25 protein-coding genes and 1 pseudogene are annotated in these 24,476 nt (G+C 58.1%); 11 read left to right on the forward strand and 15 right to left on the reverse strand.

Annotated elements, in window-relative coordinates; translation table 11 throughout:
* Positions 1-76: 76 nt before the first annotated feature.
* From JI59_RS19960 to JI59_RS19990, 7 genes are all read right to left on the reverse strand, one after another.
* The gene (locus JI59_RS19960) at positions 77-787 is read right to left on the reverse strand and encodes a response regulator (RefSeq protein ID WP_007014578.1); all 711 of its coding nucleotides are present in this window, start codon (positions 785-787) and stop codon (positions 77-79) included.
* Positions 780-2,660 carry a hybrid sensor histidine kinase/response regulator gene (locus JI59_RS19965; protein ID WP_081474052.1) on the reverse strand — a complete coding sequence of 627 codons (1,881 nt, stop codon included), beginning with the start codon at positions 2,658-2,660 and terminating at the stop codon, positions 780-782. Before JI59_RS19965 ends, JI59_RS19960 begins: the two co-directional genes overlap by 8 nt.
* A gap of 1 nt (position 2,661) precedes the next feature.
* A complete protein-coding gene (locus JI59_RS19970; RefSeq protein WP_007014576.1) occupies positions 2,662-3,711 on the reverse strand; it encodes an adenylate/guanylate cyclase domain-containing protein in 1,050 nt (349 codons plus the stop codon).
* A 4-nt stretch (positions 3,712-3,715) separates the two neighbouring features.
* On the reverse strand, positions 3,716-4,072 hold the full coding sequence (locus JI59_RS19975) for a group I truncated hemoglobin (protein ID WP_007014575.1): 357 nt from the start codon (positions 4,070-4,072) through the stop codon (positions 3,716-3,718).
* Positions 4,073-4,158: 86 nt separating this feature from the next.
* Positions 4,159-5,325, reverse strand: coding sequence for an NAD(P)/FAD-dependent oxidoreductase (locus JI59_RS19980; protein ID WP_007014574.1), 1,167 nt, complete (start codon positions 5,323-5,325; stop codon positions 4,159-4,161).
* Positions 5,326-5,339: 14 nt separating this feature from the next.
* The gene (locus JI59_RS19985; RefSeq protein WP_007014572.1) at positions 5,340-6,587 is read right to left on the reverse strand and encodes a flavin-containing monooxygenase; all 1,248 of its coding nucleotides are present in this window, start codon (positions 6,585-6,587) and stop codon (positions 5,340-5,342) included.
* A 187-nt stretch (positions 6,588-6,774) separates the two neighbouring features.
* Positions 6,775-7,356, reverse strand: coding sequence for an OsmC family protein (locus JI59_RS19990; protein WP_007014571.1), 582 nt, complete (start codon positions 7,354-7,356; stop codon positions 6,775-6,777).
* A gap of 204 nt (positions 7,357-7,560) precedes the next feature.
* On the opposite strand from JI59_RS19990, the gene JI59_RS19995 reads away from it, so the two are divergent.
* From JI59_RS19995 to arsB, 4 genes are read left to right on the forward strand one after another with little or no spacing between them, the layout of a single operon-like run.
* A complete protein-coding gene (locus tag JI59_RS19995) occupies positions 7,561-7,899 on the forward strand; it encodes an ArsR/SmtB family transcription factor (RefSeq protein ID WP_007014570.1) in 339 nt (112 codons plus the stop codon).
* Positions 7,899-8,378, forward strand: coding sequence for an ArsI/CadI family heavy metal resistance metalloenzyme (locus JI59_RS20000; protein ID WP_007014569.1), 480 nt, complete (start codon positions 7,899-7,901; stop codon positions 8,376-8,378). Before JI59_RS19995 ends, JI59_RS20000 begins: the two co-directional genes overlap by 1 nt.
* Before the next feature lie 8 nt (positions 8,379-8,386).
* Complete coding sequence (locus tag JI59_RS20005; protein ID WP_039858113.1) at positions 8,387-8,887, forward strand: arsenate reductase ArsC; 501 nt, start codon at positions 8,387-8,389, stop codon at positions 8,885-8,887.
* Entirely contained in the window at positions 8,884-9,954 is a 1,071-nt protein-coding gene (gene arsB, locus JI59_RS20010) for an ACR3 family arsenite efflux transporter (protein WP_007014567.1), read from the forward strand. The genes JI59_RS20005 and arsB overlap by 4 nt, the downstream gene beginning before the upstream one ends.
* Positions 9,955-10,175: 221 nt before the next feature.
* Here arsB and JI59_RS28040 read toward each other — a convergent pair whose 3' ends face one another.
* Positions 10,176-10,307 (reverse strand): hypothetical protein, encoded by a 132-nt coding sequence (locus JI59_RS28040; RefSeq protein WP_007014566.1) that lies wholly within the window; start codon positions 10,305-10,307, stop codon positions 10,176-10,178.
* Between the two features lie 15 nt (positions 10,308-10,322).
* On the opposite strand from JI59_RS28040, the pseudogene JI59_RS28235 reads away from it, so the two are divergent.
* The 7 genes and pseudogenes from JI59_RS28235 to mftR all read left to right on the forward strand — a co-directional run.
* Positions 10,323-10,571 (forward strand): annotated as a pseudogene (locus JI59_RS28235) (Mu transposase domain-containing protein); the annotation flags it as partial.
* Positions 10,572-10,624: 53 nt separating this feature from the next.
* Positions 10,625-10,990 (forward strand): PilZ domain-containing protein, encoded by a 366-nt coding sequence (locus tag JI59_RS20015; protein ID WP_007014565.1) that lies wholly within the window; start codon positions 10,625-10,627, stop codon positions 10,988-10,990.
* A gap of 361 nt (positions 10,991-11,351) precedes the next feature.
* Positions 11,352-11,705, forward strand: coding sequence for a PilZ domain-containing protein (locus tag JI59_RS26325; protein ID WP_007014564.1), 354 nt, complete (start codon positions 11,352-11,354; stop codon positions 11,703-11,705).
* A 1,149-nt stretch (positions 11,706-12,854) separates the two neighbouring features.
* On the forward strand, positions 12,855-13,577 hold the full coding sequence (phbB, locus tag JI59_RS20025) for an acetoacetyl-CoA reductase (RefSeq protein ID WP_039858110.1): 723 nt from the start codon (positions 12,855-12,857) through the stop codon (positions 13,575-13,577).
* Positions 13,578-13,744: 167 nt separating this feature from the next.
* Positions 13,745-14,176 carry a phasin family protein gene (locus tag JI59_RS20030; protein WP_138921490.1) on the forward strand — a complete coding sequence of 144 codons (432 nt, stop codon included), beginning with the start codon at positions 13,745-13,747 and terminating at the stop codon, positions 14,174-14,176.
* Positions 14,177-14,503: 327 nt separating this feature from the next.
* Entirely contained in the window at positions 14,504-14,812 is a 309-nt protein-coding gene (locus JI59_RS20035; protein WP_007014561.1) for a fumarylacetoacetate hydrolase family protein, read from the forward strand.
* Positions 14,813-15,551: 739 nt separating this feature from the next.
* Positions 15,552-16,205 (forward strand): mycofactocin system transcriptional regulator, encoded by a 654-nt coding sequence (gene mftR / locus JI59_RS20040; protein ID WP_081474050.1) that lies wholly within the window; start codon positions 15,552-15,554, stop codon positions 16,203-16,205.
* Positions 16,206-16,613: 408 nt separating this feature from the next.
* Here the strand turns inward: mftR and JI59_RS20045 are convergent, their stop codons facing one another.
* The 7 genes from JI59_RS20045 to rhaT all read right to left on the reverse strand — a co-directional run bounded on the left by JI59_RS20045 (position 16,614) and on the right by rhaT (position 24,461).
* A complete protein-coding gene (locus tag JI59_RS20045) occupies positions 16,614-17,501 on the reverse strand; it encodes an SDR family oxidoreductase (RefSeq protein WP_039858109.1) in 888 nt (295 codons plus the stop codon).
* A 170-nt stretch (positions 17,502-17,671) separates the two neighbouring features.
* Positions 17,672-20,056 (reverse strand): TonB-dependent receptor, encoded by a 2,385-nt coding sequence (locus JI59_RS20050; protein WP_039858108.1) that lies wholly within the window; start codon positions 20,054-20,056, stop codon positions 17,672-17,674.
* Positions 20,057-20,214: 158 nt separating this feature from the next.
* Positions 20,215-20,505, reverse strand: a complete 291-nt coding sequence (locus JI59_RS28240) for a cytochrome C oxidase subunit IV family protein (RefSeq protein WP_052118008.1) — start codon at positions 20,503-20,505, stop codon at positions 20,215-20,217.
* Positions 20,502-21,110: a cytochrome c oxidase subunit 3 family protein gene (locus JI59_RS20060; RefSeq protein WP_081474049.1), complete on the reverse strand. Its 609-nt coding sequence runs from the start codon at positions 21,108-21,110 to the stop codon at positions 20,502-20,504. The genes JI59_RS28240 and JI59_RS20060 overlap by 4 nt, the downstream gene beginning before the upstream one ends.
* A 69-nt stretch (positions 21,111-21,179) precedes the next feature.
* The gene (locus JI59_RS20065; protein ID WP_138921489.1) at positions 21,180-21,881 is read right to left on the reverse strand and encodes a hypothetical protein; all 702 of its coding nucleotides are present in this window, start codon (positions 21,879-21,881) and stop codon (positions 21,180-21,182) included.
* 543 nt (positions 21,882-22,424) lie between these two features.
* A complete protein-coding gene (locus JI59_RS20070) occupies positions 22,425-23,210 on the reverse strand; it encodes a DeoR/GlpR family DNA-binding transcription regulator (protein ID WP_039858106.1) in 786 nt (261 codons plus the stop codon).
* An 87-nt stretch (positions 23,211-23,297) separates the two neighbouring features.
* Positions 23,298-24,461 (reverse strand): L-rhamnose/proton symporter RhaT, encoded by a 1,164-nt coding sequence (rhaT, locus tag JI59_RS20075; protein ID WP_007014551.1) that lies wholly within the window; start codon positions 24,459-24,461, stop codon positions 23,298-23,300.
* Positions 24,462-24,476 lie beyond the last annotated feature (15 nt).

Consider the following 24,476-nt stretch of genomic DNA (forward strand, 5'->3'; position numbering starts at 1 on the left):
CCGGGCTTGGAGGAGATCTTCGCTCTGGTGCGTATCAATCCGATTGCGCCGGGGTAGTTCGAATGTTTCGATTGTTTCAGCCGGGGTCGTAGATGTAGCCGATGCCGCGCACGGTTCGGATCACGGTCGGTTTCTCCGGGTTGACCTCGATCTTCTTGCGAATGCGCGAGATGCGGATGTCGATGCTGCGATCGAAGGGTTCCCAAGCGCGGTCGTGCGCACCTTCGAGGATCTGGTCGCGATTGAGAACGTGGCCTTTGTTGCGGGCAAAGAGCTTGAGGAGATTGAATTCCATGGCCGTCAGCGGGAGTGCGTTGCCCTCTCCATCGAAGAGCTTGGCGGCCTCGAGGTCGAGCGTGCATTTGCCGAAAGCGAAGCGGTTCTTTCCCCCGGCTCGCTCCGGAAGTCGATCGGCAGATCCCTTGCGCCGCAGCACAGCCCTGACGCGCGCGACCAGTTCGCGAAGGTCTACGGGTTTGCCGAGGTAATCGTCGGCGCCCATTTCCAGTCCGACGATGCGGTCCACCGTCTCGCCTGCCGCCGTCAACATGATAACGTGCGGCGCATCGTTCGCCTGCAGGCTACGCAGGACCGATAGGCCGTCTTCGCCCGGCATGTTGATGTCGAGCAGGATGAGGTCGGGCCTCTGCTCGGCGATCAGGGCGCGCAATTCATCGCCGCATCCGGCTTGCGCGACCTCCAGGCCGTGGCGTGCGAGGTATTCGGCGACCATGTCGCGAAGGTCGGCCTCATCGTCGCAGACGTATATCAGCGGTGCGTCAGACATGATTTGCCTTCAGCATTGTCGTGACGAGGCTGCGCAAGTCGCGCGGGGCTATCGGTTTTTCGAGATAGGGCCGGTTGGCGCATTCGAGAAAAGCGCGCACTTCCGGGCTCATCGTGTCGCCGGTGACGAAGGCGATACGCTCAGCGATCTCGGGGCGTTCGCCCGCCAGCGTTTCGAACAGGCCGCGTCCACCCATGCCGGGCATGTTGAGATCGGTCAGAATCACCCGGTAGCCTCCGGAACGGGCAAGCGCGAGACCTCGCTCCGCACTGGCGACGCTGTCGACCTGAAAGCCTTCCTTGCGCAGGATCTCGCGGATCAGGTCGCTGACGTCCTTTTCATCGTCGATGACCAGAACCCGGCCGGTTGCCGCGACTGGTTCGGTTCGCTCCATTTCTGGCAGGGTTTCGGGTTCCGGCTCGGCCAGGGGCAGGGTGATACGAAAATTGGCCCCCTTGGTTGCAGGCACGAGTGCAATGGTGCCGCCATGCGCATTGACGACACGGTGGCAAAAGGCGAGACCGATGCCGGTGCCCTGCCCAGGAGCCTTGGTCGTGAAGAGCGGTTCGAACACGCGCTTGGCAGCCTCTTCCGAAATTCCGGGTCCGTCGTCGATGACATGGATGGTCATGGACGCGCCGCCAGGTTCCTCGCGGGCGCGGATCATGATGCGACTGCCACCACCTTCCCGAATCGCCTGGTCGGCATTGGCGACAAGGTTCATGAAGACCTGCCGAATCTGGCCAGCGTCGCCCTGCAGCGGCGGTAGCCCGAGACCGATGTCCAGCTCGATTCTCGCACTCAGCGCACCTGCACCTTGTTGCAGGGTGTCGATCGCGTCGCGGATTGCCGCGGCGAAGTCTATCGCTTCGACTTTCAGGTTCTGGCGCCGGGCCATTGCAAGGAAAGACTTGACGATTCCGGTGCAGCGTTCGGCGGCGGAGCCGATCTTCTCTATCCGGCGGATCGTGTCAGGATCGCTGGCCTCTTCGCGCATCATCAAGGCGTGGCCGACGACTACGGAGAGCGGGTTGTTGAGTTCGTGGGCGACGCCGGCGAGAAGCTCGCCCAGAGCCGACATCTTTTCGGCCTGAAAGATCCTTTCCCGTTGTTCGGACAGCGTCTTGCGCAAGGCGGATTCCTTGCTGATATCGACCATCGAGTAGAGCACGACGTCCTCGCCGCGATAATCGATTAGGCGGGCCGAGGCGAGGCAGGGAAACGGATCGCCATCAGGACGCAAGGCGTCGACGCGCATTTCATCGACCCGGCCTTCCGGCAATAGTGCGGTTATGAAATCCGCCCTCTGACCGCGGGAGGCAAAGTGCGCACCAAAATCGCGTCCGGAACCGAGCAAGTCGCGCGCTGCGGGGGTACGATAGATGATTTGTCCGTCGCCTATTCGCGCCATGACCAGATTGGCTGGGCATGCTTCAAGAACTTCCCGAAGCAGGGTGTCGGCCTCACGGTCGCTTTCCTCGCGTTGCCGCGCCTCGGTAATGTCGCTCTGGGTCACGACGAAGCCGCCGGTTGCAGTCTGGCGCATCGTCAGGACATGAATCATGCCCTGCCTCGTTTCCAATTCGAGCGGGGGCGGAGCGCGCTCATCGTCTCCCAGGCGCATTTCCATGCTTTCGAGCGCTACGCGCGAGTGGGCTGAGACCGCGCCGCGCGCAACCATCTCGAACAGCAGCAGGCCCCAGTCGAGCCCCGGTTCGACCAGTTCGGCCACGAGCGGATTGAGTTCACGAAAGCGCCGGTTTGCCTGCACCAGTTTTGCAGCGTCGTCGAAGATTGCCAGGCCATCGGGCAGGGCGTCGATGACTTCGCCGATGAGTCGGCGGCTGTCCATGTCATGCACAGCCTGGGCCATCTCAGGCCCCTTCCGCTGCATCCAGACGGCCGGTCAGGGCAAAGACTTCCTCCGGTTCCTTGCCGCCAAGGTCAAGCGTGCCGACCGGTTCGCTGGAACAAGGATCGGGCAAGGCCTGGATGAACGCCCGCGTGCCTACAATGTGCATAGGCTGTGCCAACTGGCGCAATTGGCTCGCCTCTATGACGGCGGGGCCGAAGACGTCGTAGATGTACTTCTGCACTCCGACGACAGAGCCTATCACCGCACCTTGCGAAACGCCGACGCGGCAGCGCCATTGTATCGGGTGGCTGCGGTTGCGCTGCTCCAGATAGCGCACGAAACGCACCGCTGCATTGGCGATCGAACTCGATGCTGAATCTGCAGGATCGGGCATCCCGGCTACCGTGATATAGGTGTCGCCCACGGTCTTGATCCGCTCGCACCCGAACTGGTCACCAATTCGGTCGAAGGCGGTGTAAATGTCGTTGAGTTCGCTGACGACGACCCCGGCATCGTTTTCGACGACGAATTCGGAAAATCCCGCGAAGTCGAGGCACAGCACGGCGACATCCTCGTAAAGACGTGGAGTGACGACGCCGAAGCTCTTGTATTCCTCGTAGACCGAGCGTGGCATCATGTTGAGCAGGAGCTTCTCCACCTGCTCTTTCTCGCGCTTGATCTCGCGCGTGTTCCGCTCGACCATCATGGAATAGGAATCGATCATCGCTTCCAGCTCCTTGATGCGCGAGATATTCTGGCACACCAGGACCGCGATCGGTTCGCCACCTTCTTCTGCGCTGTCGATGGTCACTGCAATGGTCATCGTGCGGCGGCGCAGGCGAAAGCTGGCCTCGGTGGTGAAGCGGACGCTGTCCTTGAAGGCGTCGCGCATCGCGGCAACGTCGAATTCGGGGAACAGGTCGGTCAATGTCTGCCCGATCTCGACGTCTCCGAACCATTCGCGAAAGGTGTCGTTGAAAAAGCGGAAGCGCAGTTCGCGAAGGTCGAGCAGGGCAACGCCGACGCCGATGGCGCGCAGCAGTTGTTCGTTGATGGCTTCTATCGACATGGCGCTATCCCACCACTAGGCCGCGCCGCTGCTCGAACGCCTGCGCCACGGTATCGATATCCTCGGGTGCGACGCCGTGATCGCCCAAGGTTTCGGCGAGGAGGACCTTGAGCTGATCGAAGTGCGCATCGTTGATGTCGAGCCGTTCGTGCAAACGCCTGATCTGCTCATCGGTGAACGAGGCGGGGCCGCCCATCAGGGCCGACACGAATTGTGTCTGATGGTCGACGATACGCGGCAAATCGACGTTCTCGAAGAAGGGTCCGACATCGTCGTCTTCGAGCAGCCGGTCGTAGAGGTCCATGACAATACGGCTGATGACCGCAAAGCCGCCGTACTTTTCAAAAAGCGATCTTTCCATTGCAACACCCCCCGTCGCAATTGCCCGGGGACTTTGCGCCTTGAATTCCGATTCTTGCAAGCCTTCTTGCATATTTATTGCCTTTCTCATGCCGGGACTGCGCAGCGCATGAGGTTATTCGCTATCCAGTTCTGGTTCGCTTTCATCTCGCGATTAAGCTGCTCGTGCAGCGCCGCGATGCCTTGGAGGTCCCAATCGAACGATCCGATGCGGTCGGAGATCTCCAGCATGCCGTGGCTCAGGCCATCGCGTGTCGTGGCATAGCTGCGAGGGCTCCCTGCCAGTACCGCATCGGCCAGGATCTGCGCGTCACGCAGCGCATCGGTGATCCCATGTGCGGTGAGAGGGTCCTTGAACCAGCCCGCATCGCCGACGAGGGCCCAGCCCGGACCGGCACATTCGCGCATGTATCCGGGTTGTCCCGGGAACCCGACAAGGCGACCGGTGCGTGCTGTATGAGTGAGCTGCGCGCCCACTTCCGGGAATTCCTGCTGTATCAGATTGAGGAAGCGCGACGGGTGAAGGGCCTTGCGAAAATCGCTCAGGCGTTCGCGGGGGAGCGAGAGGAAGACGCAGCTTGCCTCGTTGTTCGTGGGAATGACGCCAGCGGCAGCCTGCTTGCCCCAGTACCAACGGAAGCCGTCATTCGGCATCCTGGTGAAATAGCCGTAGATCGACATGGATGCCTGATGCATGCGTATAAGGTATCTGGCGTCCACTTCGCGGGCGATGCCCGATCGGCGTCCATCTGCCCCGATGACGATGTCCGCTTCGACGCGATAGTGGGCGCCTCGCGTATCGCGCAGGATAACCCCGTTCACCGGCCCTTGTGTCTGCTTTCGGATCACGCCCATGCATTCGAGGCCATAGCGGCGTTCCACTCCGGAAACTTCGGCGGCATCGGCAATTACGCGGTCCAGCACTGTGCGACGCGGCGCATAGAGGCGATTGGTTCCGAAGGCGGGTCGGATATCAATGTCGAATCGCTCTTGGCCATAATGAAAGCTGGTCCGCTCGATCCCGGGAGTGCCGCAGGCGAGCAGATCACCTTCCAGGCCCCAACTGGCCAGTTGCATCACCGCACCGCGCATCAGGGCATGGGTCGATAGTGTGTCGCTGCCCAGGGGGCTGCGGTCGACCAACAGGACCCGCGCACCGCCGCGTGCTAGCAGCATGGCGGTTGCAGCGCCTGCAGGGCGGGCTCCGACAACGACGGCGTCATAGCGTTCGTGGTTCCAGATGGGCGTGCTCATGGTGGTTCTCCTCATCAGACGGCTATCGGACGTGCAGCGCCAAGCTGTGCAGCGATCATCGGGGCGAGCGCCTCGGCATCGCGGCCCACGCCGTCGATGAAAGCGGAGGCGCGGTGGCGCATGAAGGGCAGGCCGAGGGCATAGAGACCGGGTATCGCCGTGATGCCGCCGTGCTGGATCAGCTCGCCCGCGGTGTTGGTGACCGGCAGGTGCAGCCAAGGATAACGTCGCGCGTAACCGGTTGCGAAGAGCACGCTGGTTATTCCCTCGGCGCGCAGGTCGAGGCATTCCGGCGCTGCGGCGGGTTCCAGTGGTGCGCTCCATGCAGCGGGATCGTGGTCGGTGCAAAGGCCCGCGCGCTCGATATGTGCATCGATTGCGCGAAGCAGGATGTGACGGCGCTCTTCGGCCGCACGGCATTGCTCGGTCAGGTCCTCGGCAAGCTTGACTTGCAGGCCCTGCGCATCGGTAACTCGACCGACAAGCCGGATGCCTTCACCTGCAAGAGCGGGGAGATCGATGTTTCCGCCTGTCGGATCGCCGACGAGCTGCAGCGAGGGCTGTCTCAGCAGGGCGCCATTTTCGGCTCCTGCAGGTCGTGCCTCGGCCAGAAAGCCGCTTTCTTCGAGCCAGTCGAACAGATCCTGCCGGCGATAGCGTCGCGGCGCGCGGACATGGCGACCAACAGCAAGCGTGACATTTCGGCCATGGCGGCGGATCTCTCGTGCGAGTTGGACGCCCGTCGCCGAAGCGCCGACGACCAGAACGCCGCCGCTGGGCAGCAGGTCCGGAGTGAGATAGCTGCCGGGGGTGACCTGGTGGATAGCGAGCGAGAGCTTGCTCGCCCAAGATGGAAGGCGAGGGCGGTCGCAGGCACCCGTCGCAATGACGACAGAGCGTGCAATCCGGGTGCCGCGCGACGTGGCGACGCGAAACCGGTCCGCCATGCGTTCAACGGCGAGGATCTCGCAATTCTCGGTGACGGGAGCGGCGAAGTCGCTGGCATAGCCTTGCAGGCGCTTCACGAGGTCCGCCGAAGCGAGAAATCCGTCGCTTTCCCGGGCGAGCTGGGCGCCGGGAAGCCGTGTCATCCAGCCCGGTGTGAGCAGGCGCAGCGAGGGCCAGCGTTGCGAGCGCCACCGTTCGCCGATGCGGCCCCGCTCGACCACTTCATGATCGATGCCGCGCTCGGCAAGGCAGCGGCTCATGGCAAGGCCGGCCTGTCCGGCGCCGATGATAAGGCTGTCGATTTGGCGAGACATGTAAGCTTGCTCCTTGGGTTCGTAAGCAAGCCTAGGCAGGGCAGGTATCAGTCATGTGCCGCTGCGCCGGCCAATTTGTTTCAATCGTTTCACGGCAAGCGAGCAGCATGGGATCATGAAGAAGCCCCGTCGGCACGGGCCGACGGGGCAGGAGGACGCTCGGGAGAGCGGGGGGTAGTTATGGAGATCAGGCGGTCTGGGCCGAAACAGTCACTGGCACGCCATTTGTAAGCACATCGAACACGGCAGAGCGCGCGACCGACTGATGGACGATCTTCTCGAGATCCTCGGCGCCGGTATCGCCCTTGATGCGTACCTGGATGTTGATACCCTCGAAGCCGTTGCGCACGGTGTTGTCGAGGCCTAGAATGCCGAGCAGGTCGATGTTGCCCTCGACCACGGTTTCAACCGATTCCAGCCTGACCTGGCGGATCGAGGCGATGTTACCGATGCCCGCGGTAATGCAGGCCGAGAGTGCGGCAAGCAGCATTTCAACGGGGGTTGCACCCTGATCCCTGCCGCAAAGAACGGCGGGGTGATCGCCGTGGATCATGTGCCCGTCATCCCGCTGTTGTTCGCCGCCGGCGCCTTGAAAATTGCCCATGCGGGCTTGGCTGTGGGTGCCCGAAATCCAGTTGCCCTCTGCGCGGAAGGAGAACCTGGCGAGTTCCCGCTGGCCGTCGACGGCACCGAGAGTGGCGAGGAATGCGGGGACATCGACGCCGTTCATGGCGACCTTGGCGGGCTTTTCGAGAGTGGCAGTGGTCATGGTCAAAGGTCCTTGTCTGAGGTGTTTGTGGAAAGGTGAACTTGCTCCGGCGAACGCTTTTCGTTCGTGGCATGCAGGCAAGATTGCGTCCGGGCTGTTTCAATCCGATGCCGCAAGACAGGCGTTCGCGTTTCAATTGTTTCGTTCTTGCCACCAGGCTGCGAATTCGATATTTCTATAGTTCTCGAATCATCGGAGAATGCAGTGCAAGCCGAAATCGTGATCCGCGCACTTTCTGCCCTGGCCCAGGAGCATCGCCTGGCGGCCTTCAGGCTGTTGGTGCAGGCCGGTGAGGAAGGCATTGCCGCTGGTGCGCTTGCGGAAAAACTCGAGGTGCCGGCTTCCTCGATGAGCTTTCACCTTGCTCAACTGGCCAATGCCGGGCTTGTCAGCCAGAGGCGTGAAAGTCGCTCGATCATCTATTCGGCAGACTATTCGGCGATGAACGGCCTGATGGAATATCTCACGGAAAACTGCTGCGGCGGCATTCCCTGCGGTCAGGAAACAACCTGCAATAGCGAAGCGAAGAGGAGGACGGCCTGATGAAGCGTTTTCACGTTCACGTCGGTGTCAGCGACATCGATCGCTCGATCGTCTTTTACAGCAGCTTATTCGGTAGCGCGCCGACAGTGACGAAGCCCGACTACGCGAAGTGGATGCTCGAGGATCCTTGCATCAACTTTGCCATTTCGCATCGCGACGGCGCGGCAAAGGGGATCGAGCATGTCGGCATGCAAGTCGAGGACAGGGCGGAACTTGCCGCGGTCCAGGGGCGGCTTGAGGCGGCGGACGGTCCTGTCCTCGATGAAGGCGCGACGACTTGCTGTTATGCGCGGTCGGAAAAGAGCTGGATTGCAGATCCCGATGGCGTCGTCTGGGAAGCCTTCCTCACCGATGGCGACAGCACGACATATGGCGGTTCGCCCGATCTGGGCGGTCTCGTTTCCGGCAAGGCGGACCAGAGCGCTTGCTGCGTCCCGCAGGTTGTTGCCGCGTCTGCCTCGTCCCCATCTTGCTGCTAGAGGGTGTCATGAGCCACACACCACTGAATGTGCTGTTCCTTTGCACCGGTAATTCGGCACGCTCAATCCTCGCCGAAGCTATCCTCAACCACGAAGGCAAGGAGCATTTCCGGGCTTATAGCGCGGGCAGTCAGCCGGTGGGCACGGTCAATCCATGGGCGATCCATACGCTGGAAACGCTCGGGTATCCGGTCGAGGGCTATCGCTCCAAGAGCTGGAACGAGTTCATCGACGGACCGGAGTTCGATCTGGTGTTCACCGTTTGTGACAACGCTGCTGCGGAAAGCTGCCCGGTCTGGCCCGGCAGGCCGATAACCGCGCATTGGGGCATCCCCGATCCGGCCGCGGTCCAGGGGCACGATGCCGAAAAGGCCGCGGCATTTCTGGAAGCCTACCGCATGCTCAAGCGGCGCATCGACCTGCTGCTTGCACTGCCGATTGCCAGTCTTGAAAAGATGGCTCTGCACGAGACTCTTCATGCCATAGGCCGGGACGCCGATCACCAATGAGTGAAAGCGCAGCGGTAGCAGAGGCCCGTGCGGCGGGACTGGGCCTGTTCGAGAAATGGTTGTCGGTCTGGGTCGGCGGGGCCATCGTCGGCGGTATTCTGCTGGGGAATACGGCACCGCGCCTGTTCGCCGCGCTTGCCTCGTTCGAATATGCGTCTGTCAATCTCGTCGTTGCGGTCCTGATCTGGGCGATGATCTTTCCGATGATGGTCGCGGTGGATTTTTCCGCGGTGCGCCGCGTGGGAGAGAAGCCCAAGGGCCTGGTCATCACCCTCGCGGTGAACTGGATGATCAAGCCGTTCACCATGGCAGCGCTTGGTGTGCTGTTCTTTGAATTCGCCTTCGCCCGGTTGCTGGAACCCAGCGATGCCCAGCAGTACATAGCCGGCCTGATCCTGCTCGGCGCCGCGCCGTGTACGGCAATGGTTTTCGTCTGGTCTCAGCTGACCAAGGGTGACCCTGCCTATACGCTGGTACAGGTTGCGGTGAACGACCTTGTCATGATCGTGGCTTTCGCGCCGATCGTGGCGCTGCTGCTGGGCGTGACCGATATCGTCGTGCCATGGAACACGCTTCTGCTTTCCGTGGCACTCTATGTCGTGGTGCCACTCGCCGCCGGAGCGTGGGTTCGCCATCGCCTGCTGGTAACGCATGGTGGCGACGAAGGTGCCGTCAGCGAGTTCACCGGACGGTTGAAGCCGCTCTCGATCCTTGGTCTATTGCTGACCGTCCTGCTCCTGTTCGGCTTCCAGGCGCAGACGATCCTGTCCCGCCCCCTGCTGATCGTCCTGATCGCGACGCCGATCGTGATACAGAGCTACGGGATATTCTTCATTGCCTACGGCACTGCGAAGCTCTGGAAAGTCCCGCATGCGGTGGCTGCCCCTTGCGCGCTGATCGGCACGTCGAACTTCTTTGAACTTGCCGTGGCCGTTGCCATCGGCCTGTTCGGCCTTGGCAGCGGAGCGGCTCTTGCAACAGTGGTCGGGGTGCTGGTGGAAGTACCGGTCATGCTTTCGCTGGTCGCCTTCGCCAACCGGACCCGTGCCAGCTTCGCAGTGGCATAGCGAGTGCGCGAGGTTCTGCGAGCTATCACATAGGTGGCACGGCGCCATCGCTTGTGACAAGACCGCTCGCCCGTCCAAATGGCGTAAACGGAGTCGAAGGCGGCGGCCGGATCGTCGTGCCGCCAGCCAATTTGCGGGCAGATCGGCGGGAGAGACAGCGCAGCGGCTGCATGTTTCGAGGACGATGGTTAGGAAGGCGATTGAGGCCTAGGACCACAAGTTCAGCTATCATTCCCGGCATAGCCGAAGCCCATCGCCATCCCGAGCTGCGTGGTCACACCATCGCTGATGTGGTCGAGGATGAGAAGCCCGCGTTCATGCACATGCCGACGTTCCCGTTCTAGGGTTTCCACGCTTTCACTGCCTCGGTATCCAGGACGTTGCTGTCGCGGTTCGATTACAACAGGTACTCGGTTGCGTTGCGGGTAGTAGGGCATCCGGTCGAAGTCCATGCCTATGCCGACCTTCCCGGAAGATCGACTCCCAGGCTCAATGCTACGTGCTCGTCGAGACCCGCTGCGAGCACGACAATCATACGCACGACCATCGGCGGATGGCCGTTGGAACGGGGAGCGAATTGTCAGTTTCGCCAAACAAAAAGGTGCCATGCGAGCTAACTGCAGGTTAATGATCGCCGTTCTACATTTCGTGCAACATCGGGGGATGTGGGATGGACCAGCGCGAATACGAACGCTTTGTAGTTGAGCGGAAGATTGAATGCTTTGTCGACGATAGGCGTCATGAGGTTTCCCTCTACGACCTTTGTTCTGGCGGGTGCATGATCGAGGCTTTGCGAGTTCCGCTCAAGGTCGAGACCATGGTCGAACTCAAGCTCAACCATTTCATTGAGGTGAACGGCCAGATTGTCTGGAAGGCTGGGGCGAGCGCTGGCGTGCGCTTCGGCCAAAAACTTCATGAAGCGGCTGTCAGGTATCTGGGCTTTACGCCGCGACACCAGACTTTCGAGGCTTTGGCCCCGCGCGACCGGTTTGGACGAATGCTGCCGCCATTGCCGCAAATGGGATCGGGATATTGATGTCGTAGCTCCGACGCCCGAACATCGTTGCGGGGGTACTGCACCGATGGCGGAGCGCCAAGGCGCTGGGATAGAATCAGGGGCGATCTCAACTGCAATCTGCAATGCCGCAGTGCAAGGGCATCAGCAAGAGGCGACCGGCAATGTGGGCTATTGTCACCTCTTACCCATGCAGCGCCGCACTCTTCGAATGAACTTCACGGCATCGTTTGCGTCACATCGGCATTTCCAGTTGAATTCATCACCTTATGTTTAAACACATAACTTTATGCTGGCTCAATTTAATAATGACCTGAACCAAAACTCACAATTTCTTCATAATTCACGGCCAAATTTTCACAGACGATTCGGGAGATTATCCATGGATGAGCGTGAGCACGAGCGTTTCATCATTGATCGTGAAGTCGAATGCTTTGTTGGTGAGAGACGGCATGAGGTCTTTGTCTACGATCTTTCTGCCGGGGGCTGCATGATCGAGGCGCCCCATCTTGAACTTGAGGGTGGAACGCTCATTCATCTACGTCTGAACCATTTCATTGAAGCGCAAGGCAAGATTGTCTGGCTCGCAAAGGGGTGCGCTGGGGTGCGTTTCGATTGGAAGCTTGCTGATGTCGAGGTCCAACATCTGGGCTTCACGCCGCGCCAGGACCCCTTCGAGACCATTGCGCCTTGCGACCGGCTTGGGAGGCCACTGCCCGCATACCAACAATATTGAGCCTGGAGCGTGCAGATGCTGCACTCGCCTCTTTGTCCAAAGTTCAAAGGCCAAGAGGATCTTCACCAGGGGAAAAAGCAAAGAGGTCCGCGTCTGCGAAACCGTGACCAAATGATGGGTTGATCCCTTGAGCGACGCGATGCTGACAGTCACCGGTGAACTTATCCAATAGTCGAAGCGCTGACCTTTAAATCCGCACCGTCACGTCGCACTTGCAGCAATGGGTGTTCGCAAGTCGCCCGCGCACCGACGCCGATCCCGGTGCCCGTTCGCGCGCCGATTGACAACCATCAGTAAGCGCGCATCGGTATCTCCGGTGATATGCCGCTGAAGGTCGACGAACTTCTTGCCGGCGTTGGACCCGCGCTTTCCTGCGCCTGGTGCCTTAACGGAATCATTTATCGATCACTGCCGTGCTCGGGCTCGCTTACTGCCGCTTGCACTCTCGGGTTAACATCGTCCGATGTCCTGGATCGTTTCGATTGGAAGCCCATGTGCCGGTTGACGAAACGAGTCATAGATCGTCTGCCAAATTCCAGAATGAATTGTTCCTTCCAAGACCAATTGATTGTTGCGCTCATGTTCTTTGCAAGACAGTATGCCAACGCGGGAATGATTCTTTTGGGAGCATGCGCAGATATCATCTGCGCGGGGGGAGGAATTGGTGCCGCTATATAAGTTAATCTTGCTTGAGACTGGCAGCAGCCCAGAAGACGTCATCACGTTCGAGGCTGCAGATTCGGTTGCTGCGCTAGTTCATGCGCACAAGGAAAGTCCCAATAGATCCGCCGAATTGTGGTGCGGGGGAAATAGGCTCTGCCAACTTCGACGCAAGCCAGTGTCTGAAGAGGACCTCTGGGCTGTCTTGAGCACGATTGCCTGATTACTCCATCGATAAAGAAAGCGGCCCGAGTTCGGGTCGCCTTCCCGAAGGCTTCGCCCTGCGGAAATGAAATGGACGAGCCTTCTGGTTTCGATGAAATCGAAACTTGTTACCTAAACGCACAAAACTACCACTTTGTTCCCAAGTTAATGACAAACCACAAGAAATGCTGCACTGCACAATTTTGTTGTGCAGTGCAGCACGATTGCATATATGGAATCAGATCCAAGGCTTGGCAAAGCCGACATAGCGAGAGGAATTCTTGAATGGCGCGAGTGGCAATCGTCACGGGTGGAACACGCGGAATTGGCAAGGCAATCGCACTCAGGCTGAAGGAAAGAGGCCTGACTGTGGTCGCCAGTTATGCGGGCAATGAAGCCGCAGCCCAGACTTTCACAAAGGAGACGGACATCCCGGCATTCAAGTGGGATGTGGGAGACCATGATGCTTGTCTCGAAGGTTGCGCGCGCGTTGAAGCCGAAGTCGGCCCGATTGATATTTTGGTGAACAACGCAGGAATAACCCGCGACGGTACGCTCCACAGAATGAGCTGGGATGATTGGAGCGAAGTCATCCGGATCAATCTGGGCGGTTGCTTCAACATGGCCAAGGCGACATTTCCGGGTATGCGAGAGCGGCGCTGGGGGCGCGTGATCAATATTGGTTCAGTCAATGGTCAGGCCGGACAATATGGCCAGGTCAATTATGCTGCCGCCAAATCTGGCATTCACGGCTTCACAAAGGCGCTCGCCCAGGAAGGGGCGAAGTTTGGTGTAACAGCCAATGCAATTGCGCCTGGATATGTCGATACGGACATGGTCGCAGCCGTCCCCGATACGGTGCTGGAGAAGATCGTCTCCAACATTCCCGTCGGACGCTTGGGCCACGCAGACGAAATTGCCCGTGGGGTCGCCTTTCTTGCCTCAGATAACGCTGCCTTCATCACTGGCTCGACCTTGTCGATCAACGGCGGTCAGCACATGTACTGAGCCCCAGGCCGCTGCGCTTGGGCATGCATACTCATCGAGCGGCGACGATGCTGCAGTGCAGCAATCGACATGACTTTCGGCCTCGATTCAACTGATCGCGAGGCAGGCGAGTCGAATGATTGCGCGGTGCACACGAAGGCCCAAATTTTACTACGGAGAGAGAAAAAATGGATTCTATGACTAAGACGAATGCCGAGAAGATTCCGTTCGACGCAATCAACGACAAGGCAAAGATTGCCATCCAAAAAGGGGCGTCAGCGTTTGGGGCTTACGGCGAATTAGCGAAGGCAAACGTCAGCGCGTTTTTCGAGGCGGGAAAGATCTTTGCCGAAGGCCTGCAGAAGCTTGGAACCTCTTACTCTGAAGACAATCGAGCCAGCTTCGAAAATCTTTCCGAAGGTCTAAAGAGCATGGCCGCTGCCACGTCTCCGGCAGAATTCTACAAGCTGCAGAGTGAGTTCTTGCGCCGTAACGTCGAAGCTGCGATCGCGCGTGGCTCGAAAAGCAATGATGCTCTTGTGAAACTGACCAAGGCAGCAGCCGCCCCTCTTGCAAAACAGGTTGATTTGAATATGCAAACCATTCAGAAGATTGCATAAGCGTTCAATCCAAGAAGAAATATAGATCTCCCCCGGATTTGCTTGGCAACGTAGCCGCGCAGATCCGGGGTATTCTTCTATTCTGAATGCCACCTCAACTCTGTAACCGCGCACTCGTTGGATGTGCGGCAATCCTTTGAGCAGGCCCTAGATCCATTCCGCAATGGGAAGCGAAGAAGGCAACTTTGTCATCCCGCTTGGGTCGTTCACGCCCGCCCATCGATAAATCAATGCAGGCCAGGTTCTATGGCCCCAGGCACTTGCCTTGAAGGGCCGAAATGTCCCAATGCAGATAGGGGTATCTCTCGGGAGGCGGAGCTCGATCACGTGATCGGGTTGTGGATCCTCACCCGGGACGACTTTTCCGATTTTCGCGCCGACGCCCCGGAAATGAGGATTGGCGACGCGGTTGTGCAGACGATCTGCCTGGAGCCGATGATCTTCGACGTGCCTCCACTCATCGCCTTTTGCTCGATCTGGACGCAATTGCCGCTCGGAGACGAGATTGCAACCGGGACTCCTGTTGGCGCCAGCGCGTTTAGGCAGTCGCCGATTTGGCCGAAGGCTGGCAATACCGTCGCCGTCACCGCCAAGGGCCTGGGATCTTCGGGAAATTCCGTTATCGCTGAACGCTGAGGCCCGCTTCCTGAGCGCAAGCGCCGTGCGGTGATGCATAATTGCCGGATGCCGCACATTCAGGCTGGGCGTAAGTTCTGCCGCCATCTGGACACGCGGCGCCTTGGTATCGTCGTCGCGTTTACCGTCGGACGAATAGCCGTCGTGCTGATCAAGATTGCCGAATACCCGAAAGGCTCTGTTCTCGCACAGTAGTACTTTGACCTCGGTTTCAAGAATTCTGACATCGCAATGGCCATCTGAGTGCCAAGATACCCTAAAAAACGCCAGGGTCCGGCTTCGCAGGAATGACGTCGCGAAATTACCGATGCCGCCAAGAAGAATACCGTGCTTGCAGTTCCGATATTGGCGATGCTCAACGCCAGGGCGAGGTATGTTGGCTGTTCAGAGCGCACGATAGAAGGCTGTGCCCGATACAACGGCAACTGGAATTTGCCGCGTTCGGCAGGTCTTCCATCTTGCGTTGCGCTTTAGCGATGACGCCTTGCGTGAAGAGGTAATCGGAGCGCCTCACAATACCTGCGGAGATACTTGAATTGCGCTTCGATTCACGACGTGGCGGCGTTGCACTCTTCGATCAGGGAGGTTAGGCTAACGTTTTGGACCAGAACATTTTATGATATGTTCGGACATGAATGATAAGCAATCGCGCGTGAAGGCCTGTGCTGAACGATCGGAGCGTCGAATCGTAAGGGCAATTCCAGCATCGTGATCAAGGCAAACGGGAGCATTCACAATCATGCAAAAAAGTCGTGCCGGTTCTCGTAGGGCCGCCACAAGAGCGCGCATCGAGCGAGCCGCGTTCACCTTGTTCGATCAGGTCGGCTTTGAGGCCACGACGATCGACGATATCGCCGATGCCGCTGCAATCGGGCGACGCACCTTCTTTAGCTACTTCGCGTCAAAGAATGACCTGCCATGGGCCGGTTTCGACGTCACGCTTGCCCAGTTGCGACAATCGCTTGCCACTGTCTCCACCGATTGGCCGGTAATGGACGGCATCAAGAAGGCAATCATCGAATATCATATGATTACACCCGCCGAGCAGGAGATGCACCGCCGGCGCGTCCACCTCATATCCAAGGTGCCTGCTTTGCAGGCGCATTCCACTTTGCGATATGCTGAATGGCGTGAAATCGTCGCGGAGTTTGCCGCCAGGAAAGTCGGTGAACCGGTCGATTCGCTTATACCGCGAACCATCGCCCATGCCAGCCTTGCGGTCATCCTCGCTGCCTATGAACAGTGGATGCAAACCATTGACTCAGATCTCGTCTCGCTGCTCGAAACCGGAATGGATGGATTGGCCGAGGTCTTTGCCCAGAAGCTGGAAAGTAAGTTCGAGGGAAGTCCCATCCCGACAAAAAAACGCGTTTCACGTTCCGCTCGCGGTTAGCATTACATTGGCAGATTTGGGCTTGTGGACTATGCAAGGCTGCACCCCGAAACGGGGCAGATACTTGGCGTTTAGTGGGACACCTGGTCAGGGATAGCTTGGCTGAATGCTGGCAGCCACGATTTGGCGGCGGGGGGCGCCGTATCCCTTCCTTGCCCCGCTGCGACGAGGCGGCAAGATTGCCGCTAGGCACAGGCAATCGATGTAATGGGCGTATATCGGTAGAACCCGATCCGTAATCGGCGCCAGCTGATATTTGAGTGAATTGACAGCCGGCACGTCGGAGAGATACTATTTCCGGTCTCGGTTGGAGCGGCGATCACATGCCAGCCATGCATAATCGCCGGGCATATGCTGCGTTGTCATGCTTCTGATGCGTCGCGGAGATCCATGGGCGCTGGACGCCGCTCATTCCTTACCGGATCTTGAGGCCAGGATCTTCCGCGCGAATGCTTCGAACGTGGTTGGCGGGCGTCCGAGCAGCCATTCCAGGACGTTGGAATTACCGATGAAATCGTACTTTGAATACCATGCACTGATTGATTCAAAAACATCGAGATGGTCACGCCACTTGGCGTTCAATTCGACGAGTCCGTAGTTCTTCTTCATGAACTCTTCAGGCGTTTGTTCTTCCAGGCTAATGGCTTTGCCCATGACCCGTGATAGAATTGTCGCGATTTCGTGCGGAGAGAGCTTATCCGGCCCAGCCAATTCATAGTTTGCGAAATAATGTTTGGACCCTTCGGTCAGGACCTTGGCGGCGACATCGGTAAGATCGTCAATATCGATAAAGGAGCCTCGCCGATCGGGCCTGACACTCCAGAACATTGGCAACACCCCCGTGCGCCACGGAAAGTCGACGTAGTGTTCGACGACCATGTAATCACATGGTCGCAGAACGGTGCAACTAAGCCCTGACTCAAAGAGTTTTTCTTCTATATCCCGTTTCCAGCGGTGCTGGATGATGTCGATGATGGTGTGATAAACCGAACTCATCACGACGTGCCGCGTTCCGTTCCGCTTTGCGGCCTCGATCATTGCGAACCCATATTCCTTCTCGCGCGCGATCCCAGACGGCCCCACATGATACACCGCGTCACATCCTTCGAGCGCCCTCGTATAGGTATCAACGTCGGTGAGATCGCCGACGAAAACTTCCTGTGCGCCGAGCGCCAGCAGTTCATCATCTTTGTCGGCGGACACCCGAACAGCGCGGACGCTATGCCCTAGGGCGCTTAGTTTGGGCAGTAGAAGTGAGCCTTGTAGGCCGGCGGCCGCGGTAAGTAGAATCTTCATTCGTTCTCCTCTTCGCCCCAAATCCGGCATCAGGGTTATATTGCCGCGATCAATATCCGGGTGACGGACCGGCAAATGTTCGAATGTTGTAAGATATTAACGTATCGACTTGCGTGATGGAAAAAAGGGTTGGGTAGGTCAGTCAAAATAGATCTACCCAACCCATTTATTTAGAAGCGGACACCTGCGCGAACGCCATAGGTACGTGGCGCATTCGTCGTGACTGAGATCAGCGAAGACGATGCAGAATTTACTGCGTTCACCTTGTATCGATCATCTTCAATATTCCGAACGTAGGCCGCAATAAACCAACTGGAGTCAACCGGCTCGAACTGCAGCTGTGCATTCGACTGCCATGTGGAATCCTGTTTCATTCCAGAAATATAATCATAGCCGACCCATCGGCTGCTCCGGTACTGCGTGTCGGCGGAAGCGACAATTTGATAAGAACCCAACGGGATAGTCTGAGAAATGTTGGCGTTGAAAGTCCATCGGGGTGAGTTGAACGAGGGCTTTCCAGAGCAGTCTATCGAATAGACAGGATTGCCGCCGGAATTCACACCCAAGGTGGTGGGACAGCCGACGAACGGTGCAGCAGGGCCCGCCACTGCCTGGTCGTATTTGAAGCGATCGTATTCGGCGTGAAGATATTGTATGTTCGCGCCAATGCGCGTTGTGCGTGTCGCCGCAACCTGCGCATCCACTTCGAAGCCGTAGGATGTCGATTTGCCGACGTTCTGAACGAAGAAGTTGGTGGTACCAGTCCCGTCGACGCCAACTGCGGCAATCTGCTGATCCCTATACTTCCAGACAAATCCCTCGACGTTCAACTGTAGCCTGTTTCCCCAGAAGCGGTTCTTACTTCCGATGGTATACGCGGTAATCTTCTCAGGCTGGAATGATTCGAAGCCAATCACAGGTTGCAGCCCACCCACGCGGAAACCTGTTTCCACAGTAGCGTAAAGCAGCGATTGCGGACCAGCGTCGAATTCCACGCCTGCCCGCCAGGTAAAGCTGTCCTTCTTGACCGAATTGTTGATCGCGGTCACCGGAGAGCGGATTATCAGGACATTGGGCTGCGGAACGCCATTCCCATCGATGTATGGCACGATACCACCGGGCCCCTGGGGCGGCAAGTTGCTGATGCCAAGTAGCGACGCGTCTGGAACCAGATTAAAGAGTGGCGCGTTCAAACAGGGCGTGGGCAACGTGGTGCAGGCTATCACCACAGTATCGCTAAAAGAGTTGTCAGACGACTTTCTGTCATGCGTAAATCGTCCGCCAGCAACCACCCTGAACGTGTCCGTTACGTTCGCAGTAATGCGGGCGAAGGCAGCGAGCGATTCCGTTTTGAGATGGTAAACTGTATAGGCATACAAAGTTTGCTGATTGGACACGTACAGCTCATCTTGGGTTTCGTGATAATAAATTCCACCCAGAGTGTAATCAAAAATTCCTACCCTATCTCCGGCAAATCTTGCTTCAATCGAGTAGTGTTCATCCTGAGTATTGTTGTAATTCTGAAATGGTAAGGTGCTGGTATTGGCCTCTTGCTCCGATTTTCGCCATGATGGAATGATGGTAAGCTCACCTGCGCCGGTTCTCAGATTTATCTCGGCGTTCACTCCGTAATGGTCATTGTTGATGAACTGCTTCGCCTCAAGGTCATTCAGAAAGCGGCCTGCCGGCACGACGAAGAACTGGCGCCGATAAGCCTGCGATCGCGGATCAAGGAGCCCAATAGACGGATCAAGTAGACTGGGGGTTTCCGTATAGCCGGCCCCGTTAAACTGATAGCTTTCCAGATAGGTCGCGCCAGGCCCCCGTCCCCGGATGGCGGAGTAGTCGGCAGCCAGTCGCACGGTGAGATCAGGTCCGATCTCCTGCATGATCTGGAAACGAACAGCCTTCAGGTCCTGGTCGGATGTCCCATCCGTCAGATACCCATCACGCGTTGACAGGTTCCCTGAGATGCGTACCGCCCCATCGTCGCCTGTCGGCAAGTTCAGCGCTCCCTCCAGGGTCACCGAATTGTAATTGCCGTAGCTGCCGTTAACAAATGCGCTCGTTTCACTTAGTTTCGGCTTGACCGGAAGAATATTGATGGCGCCGCCGGTCGCATTTCGTCCATACAGCGTTCCTTGAGGCCCCTTCAGCACCTCGATCCGCTCGAGATCATAAAAGAACCCGGTCGTGGCGGATGTCCGCGGGATGTAAACGTTATCGTAGTTGAACGCGATGGCTGAATCGAAGGTCGAATTGAGGGTGAAGTTCCCGACACCGCGAAGGAACAGGCTCATGGAGGAACCGCCGGTACTGGCGATCGTAAGGGCGGGAACCAGGCGCGTGAGATTGTCGGGACTTACGACGCCAGCCTTACGTAGCGTATCCGGACTCACGACTGCGATAGGAACGGCTGCCTTCTGAACGTTCTCTGTTATCCGCTGAGCAGTAACAATGATCTCGTCAAGTCGTGCTTTATCATCTTGCTGCGGAGCACTCTGCGCGTTGCTGACTGGACCGTCCTGCGCAGCAGCGAGCGCAGGATTGAACATGACCGGGCTAGCGATAACCGAGGCCAGAATTGCAAACCGGCAAGTGCTATTCCTTAATGAATAGATCTTCATAACATCCTCCCCTATTTAGACATTTCTATATCTGCATTCCTTATTATTCAATTGGTCCGTCCTAATATTGCAAAGCTAGGTTGTTTCTAGGAAGGCACTCCGAGTACAAAGATCCCAATTATACTTGCGCAGACGATTAACAGCCAGGCATCAGTTGCGATGCGGAGGGCAATTGGGCCATGCTTTACTTCCATGAATTCTCGAAAAATGAAGCGTACCTTGATGAACGCGATTATCATGACGAAAATGCCGCCAATTTTGGCATTATGAATAAAAGAAAACCCTTGACCGGATTCCCATGAAAAACACGTCAGTATGACTAGAAGTAGCCAAACCAGCGTCAACCTAATGTCGAATATCTTGGCCATAATCTTCATCCCATCAGGTAAATTAGTGCAAAAAGCACCACCCAGAGTAGATCGACGAGATGCCAGAACAACGCACCGGCTTCGATCAGCCTTGTGCCTGCGACGCCCTCTCCAGCCGGCTTGCGTCTTGTATGAAAGATGGCGAACAGGAGCACGACGAGCCCAACGGTCACGTGAAGAAGATGAATGCCGGTGAACATGAAATAATACATGAAGAAGTCGTTCGTCGCCGGCGTGATTCCGATCGAGATCTTCTGACTATATTCGAAGAACTTTACCACGCCGAAGGAAATGCCGCACACCATCGCCAGGAACAGCAGTATTCTGCCTCTACCGGGCTCGCCGTGCCTGACCTGCCGCACCGCCAACGCGACGAACAAAGAGCTCGTCAGCAGGATCAGGGTGTTGCAAAGGCCGAGAGTCACGTTGAGTAGCCGTTGCGACTGTTCAAAGAGTTCGACGTCCAACGCTCGATAGTAGGTGAACACGAGGAAGAACAGGGCGAACACCACCATATCGCCCAGGATCAGGACCCAGATTCCCTCTTCACGCGATGAGTCTTCATTCGTTGTTTGGACAAGCGGCGTCGTCGCATGATTCAATGGTTTGTTCATTGCAGTTACTGTCCTCCAGATTGCGAGGAATCAGGCCTGGCGTGACTCGCCAGGCCTGATGTCTTCCATTCAATCCGTGCGTTTACGCGCCTGGAGCATGAGGTAGGTGCAGCTGACCATCCAGACAGAGAGCAGTATGATCGGCACCCAGAACGGGAACAGGCCGTTCCATGCGAAGGGACCGTCATAGAAGAAGATCGCGGTGTCTTCTGGCAGGAAGGCGAGAGCAAGCATGAAGCATAGATAGCCGGACCAGCGCGGCATGAGTGGAACCGGTCGTTTGTCCCCCAGAATCGCGGCGCCAAAGGCTGCGGTCTGCACCGTACCTATGATGCCGGGCGTGACCATCGTGAACCAAGCGAGGTCGTTCAGGAGCTGGGTCATCTCAGGTGGGCGGTCAGGGCGGTATGCGGTCAGGGTAAGGAACAACGCTCCGAGGAAGAAGCAGGCAGTCACGACCGCGCCGGTGATGGTCTGTACCCAAGTATAAGGCGCTCGCGGCCCTTCCATGCGTTTCATTACCATTGAGATGGCACCGAAAAAGCACCCGTAAAATGCAGCGCCGATCATGGTGATTCCAGCGCCGAATCGAATGCCAGATAAGTTTTGTTGGTAAACGGCCGCAATTTCCTCCGGGCTAAGCGATGGACTTGGCGGAGGCGCAAAGTGCGCCAGCGGCAAGAATCCGACCATGAACAAGATCGTGCCGATCGGCCCGAGCCATATACAGATTCGCTCTCCGTTTGCAGGTTGTTCTGATTGTAATGACATTCTGCCCTCTCCTTTTTCAGTTCCGAAGCGTCTTCCCGCCCGCCATGACAAGGGATCCGGCCCGGAGTCGTACGACTCCTCCAGCACAAGCGACCGTGGTCGCCTGATCGTGGATGACACTGGGAAAACTGTACCTGCCGAGCCTGACTAGATTCGGCTGATCTTCTGCCCCACCGACACCCTGATCCAATCTCCCACCACCGAAACTGCACTCAGTGCATATGGCTTAACTGCATCGAGTGCAATAATCAAGCGCCGGCGAGAACCGATGAATCTTTGCGGGACGGACCCAATCGAAGAATTCGGTTAAAACCGACGTCGGCAACAATTGCTAGGCACGGAACAAGCGCGTCGAGCAGCCTTGGCATCTCATGACAATAGATCGCTGCAAATGCGCACGTGCGTCACGATCAATACAGATTCGCTTGACATGCAGGCGATAGCGGCCAGGCCGACGTAGGCTGGAAAATCGACGCCGCCCAACCATACGCGCGGTATGGATCGGCAATGCAGCCTTGCGACCTGATCGGTGCGCAGATCGCCTCAAGCCGTCTGGGCGACGATCAGGCGTACGCCATGCTTATCGAGAATGGAGCACATCTCGTCCGGAATGCCCGGATCGGTGATGAGTACGTCCACTTCGTCGAGGCCGCACACGATTGCGCCGGAAGAGGAGCGGAACTTGGAACTGTCGACGAGGAGGATGACCTCTTCGGCGCGGTCGATCAGGCGGCGTTCGGCTGCGATCAGTATGACGTCCGCCTGCATCACGCCTTGCGGTCCGACCGAGGCGGCGCCCATGAACAGCTTTGGGGCGTAGAACCGCGGCATCGAATCCTCGCCCGCCGGGGCAAGAACGATGTTCTGTTCACGAAACACCGTGCCGGATGGCAACAGGACCCGGGTTCCGGCCTGCGGAAGCAGCGCGTTGACGATATGCAATGAATTGGTGAGGACCTGGGCGTCCTTGCCATCGAGGTAGGGGCACATCTGAAGCGTTGTCGTGCCGCCGTCGATCATGATCCCTTCGCCGTGCCCGCACAGGTTTGCCGCGGCATGTCCGATGGCCTGCTTCTGAGGCAGGTTGAGCGAAATTGATTGTTCGAATGGCGTGCCGGACAACTTAAGCGCACTGCCCTCGCTTTCATCGCCGGGGAGTTTTGCGCCGCCATGGACGCGCACGATGCGTCCTTCTTCCTCAAGCCGGGTCAGGTCCCGCCGGATGGTTGCAGGCGATGCATCGAGGCAGGACTCAAGCTCGCGATAACTCACGAATCCCGTCGCGCCCAAGGCATTGAGAATGAGTTTTTCGCGTTCAGCCGAATGCATTGTGTTTCCCTGCGCTTGCCCGTTTGCAGACATTCCGGGGCTCTATCTGAATGGGCGTTACAGGTTGCGCGCCCCGCTGCGCAACCGTCAGTGAGCCGTCACGTTTGCTTCCAGCATATTGCCCAGGCCAATGATCGCTGTTGCCCCGACCAGAAGACCTATGCCGAGCCAAACCATTGTCCGGGTGCGCAGGCTTGCCCCTTTCCATTCCTTGAGGGCAAAGCCCCAGAGCGTGGAGAACAGGATGATAGAGGCCATGTGCAAGGTCCAGGACGAGAAGCCGTAGCGCCCCATCTGGCTTTCGCCCATGGTGTAGAAGAAGAACTGGAAGTACCATAATGTTCCGCCAAGCGCTGCAAGCAGGTAATTGAGCAGCAGCGGCACTTTGACCATCTTTTTGCCCTCGGGAGCATGCGGGGTTCCCGCGTCCGGATTGGCAATGGCGTCCGGATTGGCAATGGCGCCCGGATCGGCAATGGCGCCCGGATCGGCAACAGCACCGAAATATTGCCCGAAGCTGCGATTTTGGCGGATGAGGATGGAGCACCAGATCGCATTTGTGGTCAGACCACCGGCAAGGACAACGCAAAGGACCGGCAGGCCCTGGTTGAGCGGATCGGTACCGGCGGCAAGCGTCAGGTCGCGGATGGGTTGGCCGGCGTCGAGGCCCCAGGCAAAGCAACCCGACATCACACCCGAGAAGACGGCGATCAGCAGACCCTTGCGCAAGTCGAACTCGGCGACGCCCTCGCTCGCTTCGCCGCCCAGTTCCGCATCCTTATTGTGGCCCGCGCGCGCGACGACAACGATGCCGGCAAGTGTGGCGAGGATACCCAGCAGTGTCAGCTGCCCACTGGTACGCGAGGCGATTGCATCGAGGGTTCCGTGGAAGATGGGTGGGCCCATCGTCCCGATCACGGTCGTCAGTCCCAGCGCCACTGCCATGCCAAGCGAGAGGCCGAGATAGCGCATGGTCAGGCCGAACGTCAGGCCACCGAAACCCCACATCGCGCCCCAGAACCAGCACCACCAGAGCGTCTTGCCCGGTGTCTGGACAAGCACTTGGAACAGGTCGTTGGTGCGCAGGGAAGCGAATAGCCAAGGCGCAACGGCCCAGGAAAAGATCCCCCCTGCCAGCCAGAACACTTCCCAGGACCACAGCCTGATGCGCTTGTAGGGGACATAGAAGCTGGCCGAGGCAAAGCCGCCAAGCCAGTGGAACACGACGCCAAGCGCCGGATTGCCTCCCATCAGATTCGATCCCTT

This window comes from Novosphingobium pentaromativorans US6-1, assembly GCF_000767465.1.
Classification (GTDB): domain Bacteria; phylum Pseudomonadota; class Alphaproteobacteria; order Sphingomonadales; family Sphingomonadaceae; genus Novosphingobium; species Novosphingobium pentaromativorans.

What these genes read in the sequence shown, in the direction of transcription:
- JI59_RS19970 (WP_007014576.1), bottom strand. Translation starts at nt 3,711, where the DNA reads ATGTCGATAGAAGCCATCAACGAACAACTGCTGCGCGCCATCGGCGTC.
- JI59_RS20065 (WP_138921489.1), bottom strand. Translation starts at nt 21,881, where the DNA reads ATGTCATTACAATCAGAACAACCTGCAAACGGAGAGCGAATCTGTATA.
- JI59_RS19985 (WP_007014572.1), bottom strand. Translation starts at nt 6,587, where the DNA reads ATGTCTCGCCAAATCGACAGCCTTATCATCGGCGCCGGACAGGCCGGC.
- JI59_RS20070 (WP_039858106.1), bottom strand. Translation starts at nt 23,210, where the DNA reads ATGCATTCGGCTGAACGCGAAAAACTCATTCTCAATGCCTTGGGCGCG.
- JI59_RS28240 (WP_052118008.1), bottom strand. Translation starts at nt 20,505, where the DNA reads ATGAAGATTATGGCCAAGATATTCGACATTAGGTTGACGCTGGTTTGG.
- JI59_RS20000 (WP_007014569.1), top strand. Translation starts at nt 7,899, where the DNA reads ATGAAGCGTTTTCACGTTCACGTCGGTGTCAGCGACATCGATCGCTCG.
- JI59_RS20005 (WP_039858113.1), top strand. Translation starts at nt 8,387, where the DNA reads ATGAGCCACACACCACTGAATGTGCTGTTCCTTTGCACCGGTAATTCG.
- JI59_RS19960 (WP_007014578.1), bottom strand. Translation starts at nt 787, where the DNA reads ATGTCTGACGCACCGCTGATATACGTCTGCGACGATGAGGCCGACCTT.
- rhaT (WP_007014551.1), bottom strand. Translation starts at nt 24,461, where the DNA reads ATGGGAGGCAATCCGGCGCTTGGCGTCGTGTTCCACTGGCTTGGCGGC.
- phbB (WP_039858110.1), top strand. Translation starts at nt 12,855, where the DNA reads ATGGCGCGAGTGGCAATCGTCACGGGTGGAACACGCGGAATTGGCAAG.
- JI59_RS20015 (WP_007014565.1), top strand. Translation starts at nt 10,625, where the DNA reads ATGGACCAGCGCGAATACGAACGCTTTGTAGTTGAGCGGAAGATTGAA.
- JI59_RS19980 (WP_007014574.1), bottom strand. Translation starts at nt 5,325, where the DNA reads ATGAGCACGCCCATCTGGAACCACGAACGCTATGACGCCGTCGTTGTC.
- JI59_RS20030 (WP_138921490.1), top strand. Translation starts at nt 13,745, where the DNA reads ATGGATTCTATGACTAAGACGAATGCCGAGAAGATTCCGTTCGACGCA.
- JI59_RS20060 (WP_081474049.1), bottom strand. Translation starts at nt 21,110, where the DNA reads ATGAACAAACCATTGAATCATGCGACGACGCCGCTTGTCCAAACAACG.
- JI59_RS20045 (WP_039858109.1), bottom strand. Translation starts at nt 17,501, where the DNA reads ATGAAGATTCTACTTACCGCGGCCGCCGGCCTACAAGGCTCACTTCTA.
- JI59_RS19975 (WP_007014575.1), bottom strand. Translation starts at nt 4,072, where the DNA reads ATGGAAAGATCGCTTTTTGAAAAGTACGGCGGCTTTGCGGTCATCAGC.
- JI59_RS19965 (WP_081474052.1), bottom strand. Translation starts at nt 2,660, where the DNA reads ATGGCCCAGGCTGTGCATGACATGGACAGCCGCCGACTCATCGGCGAA.
- JI59_RS19990 (WP_007014571.1), bottom strand. Translation starts at nt 7,356, where the DNA reads ATGACCACTGCCACTCTCGAAAAGCCCGCCAAGGTCGCCATGAACGGC.
- JI59_RS20050 (WP_039858108.1), bottom strand. Translation starts at nt 20,056, where the DNA reads ATGTTCAATCCTGCGCTCGCTGCTGCGCAGGACGGTCCAGTCAGCAAC.
- arsB (WP_007014567.1), top strand. Translation starts at nt 8,884, where the DNA reads ATGAGTGAAAGCGCAGCGGTAGCAGAGGCCCGTGCGGCGGGACTGGGC.
- JI59_RS26325 (WP_007014564.1), top strand. Translation starts at nt 11,352, where the DNA reads ATGGATGAGCGTGAGCACGAGCGTTTCATCATTGATCGTGAAGTCGAA.
- mftR (WP_081474050.1), top strand. Translation starts at nt 15,552, where the DNA reads ATGCAAAAAAGTCGTGCCGGTTCTCGTAGGGCCGCCACAAGAGCGCGC.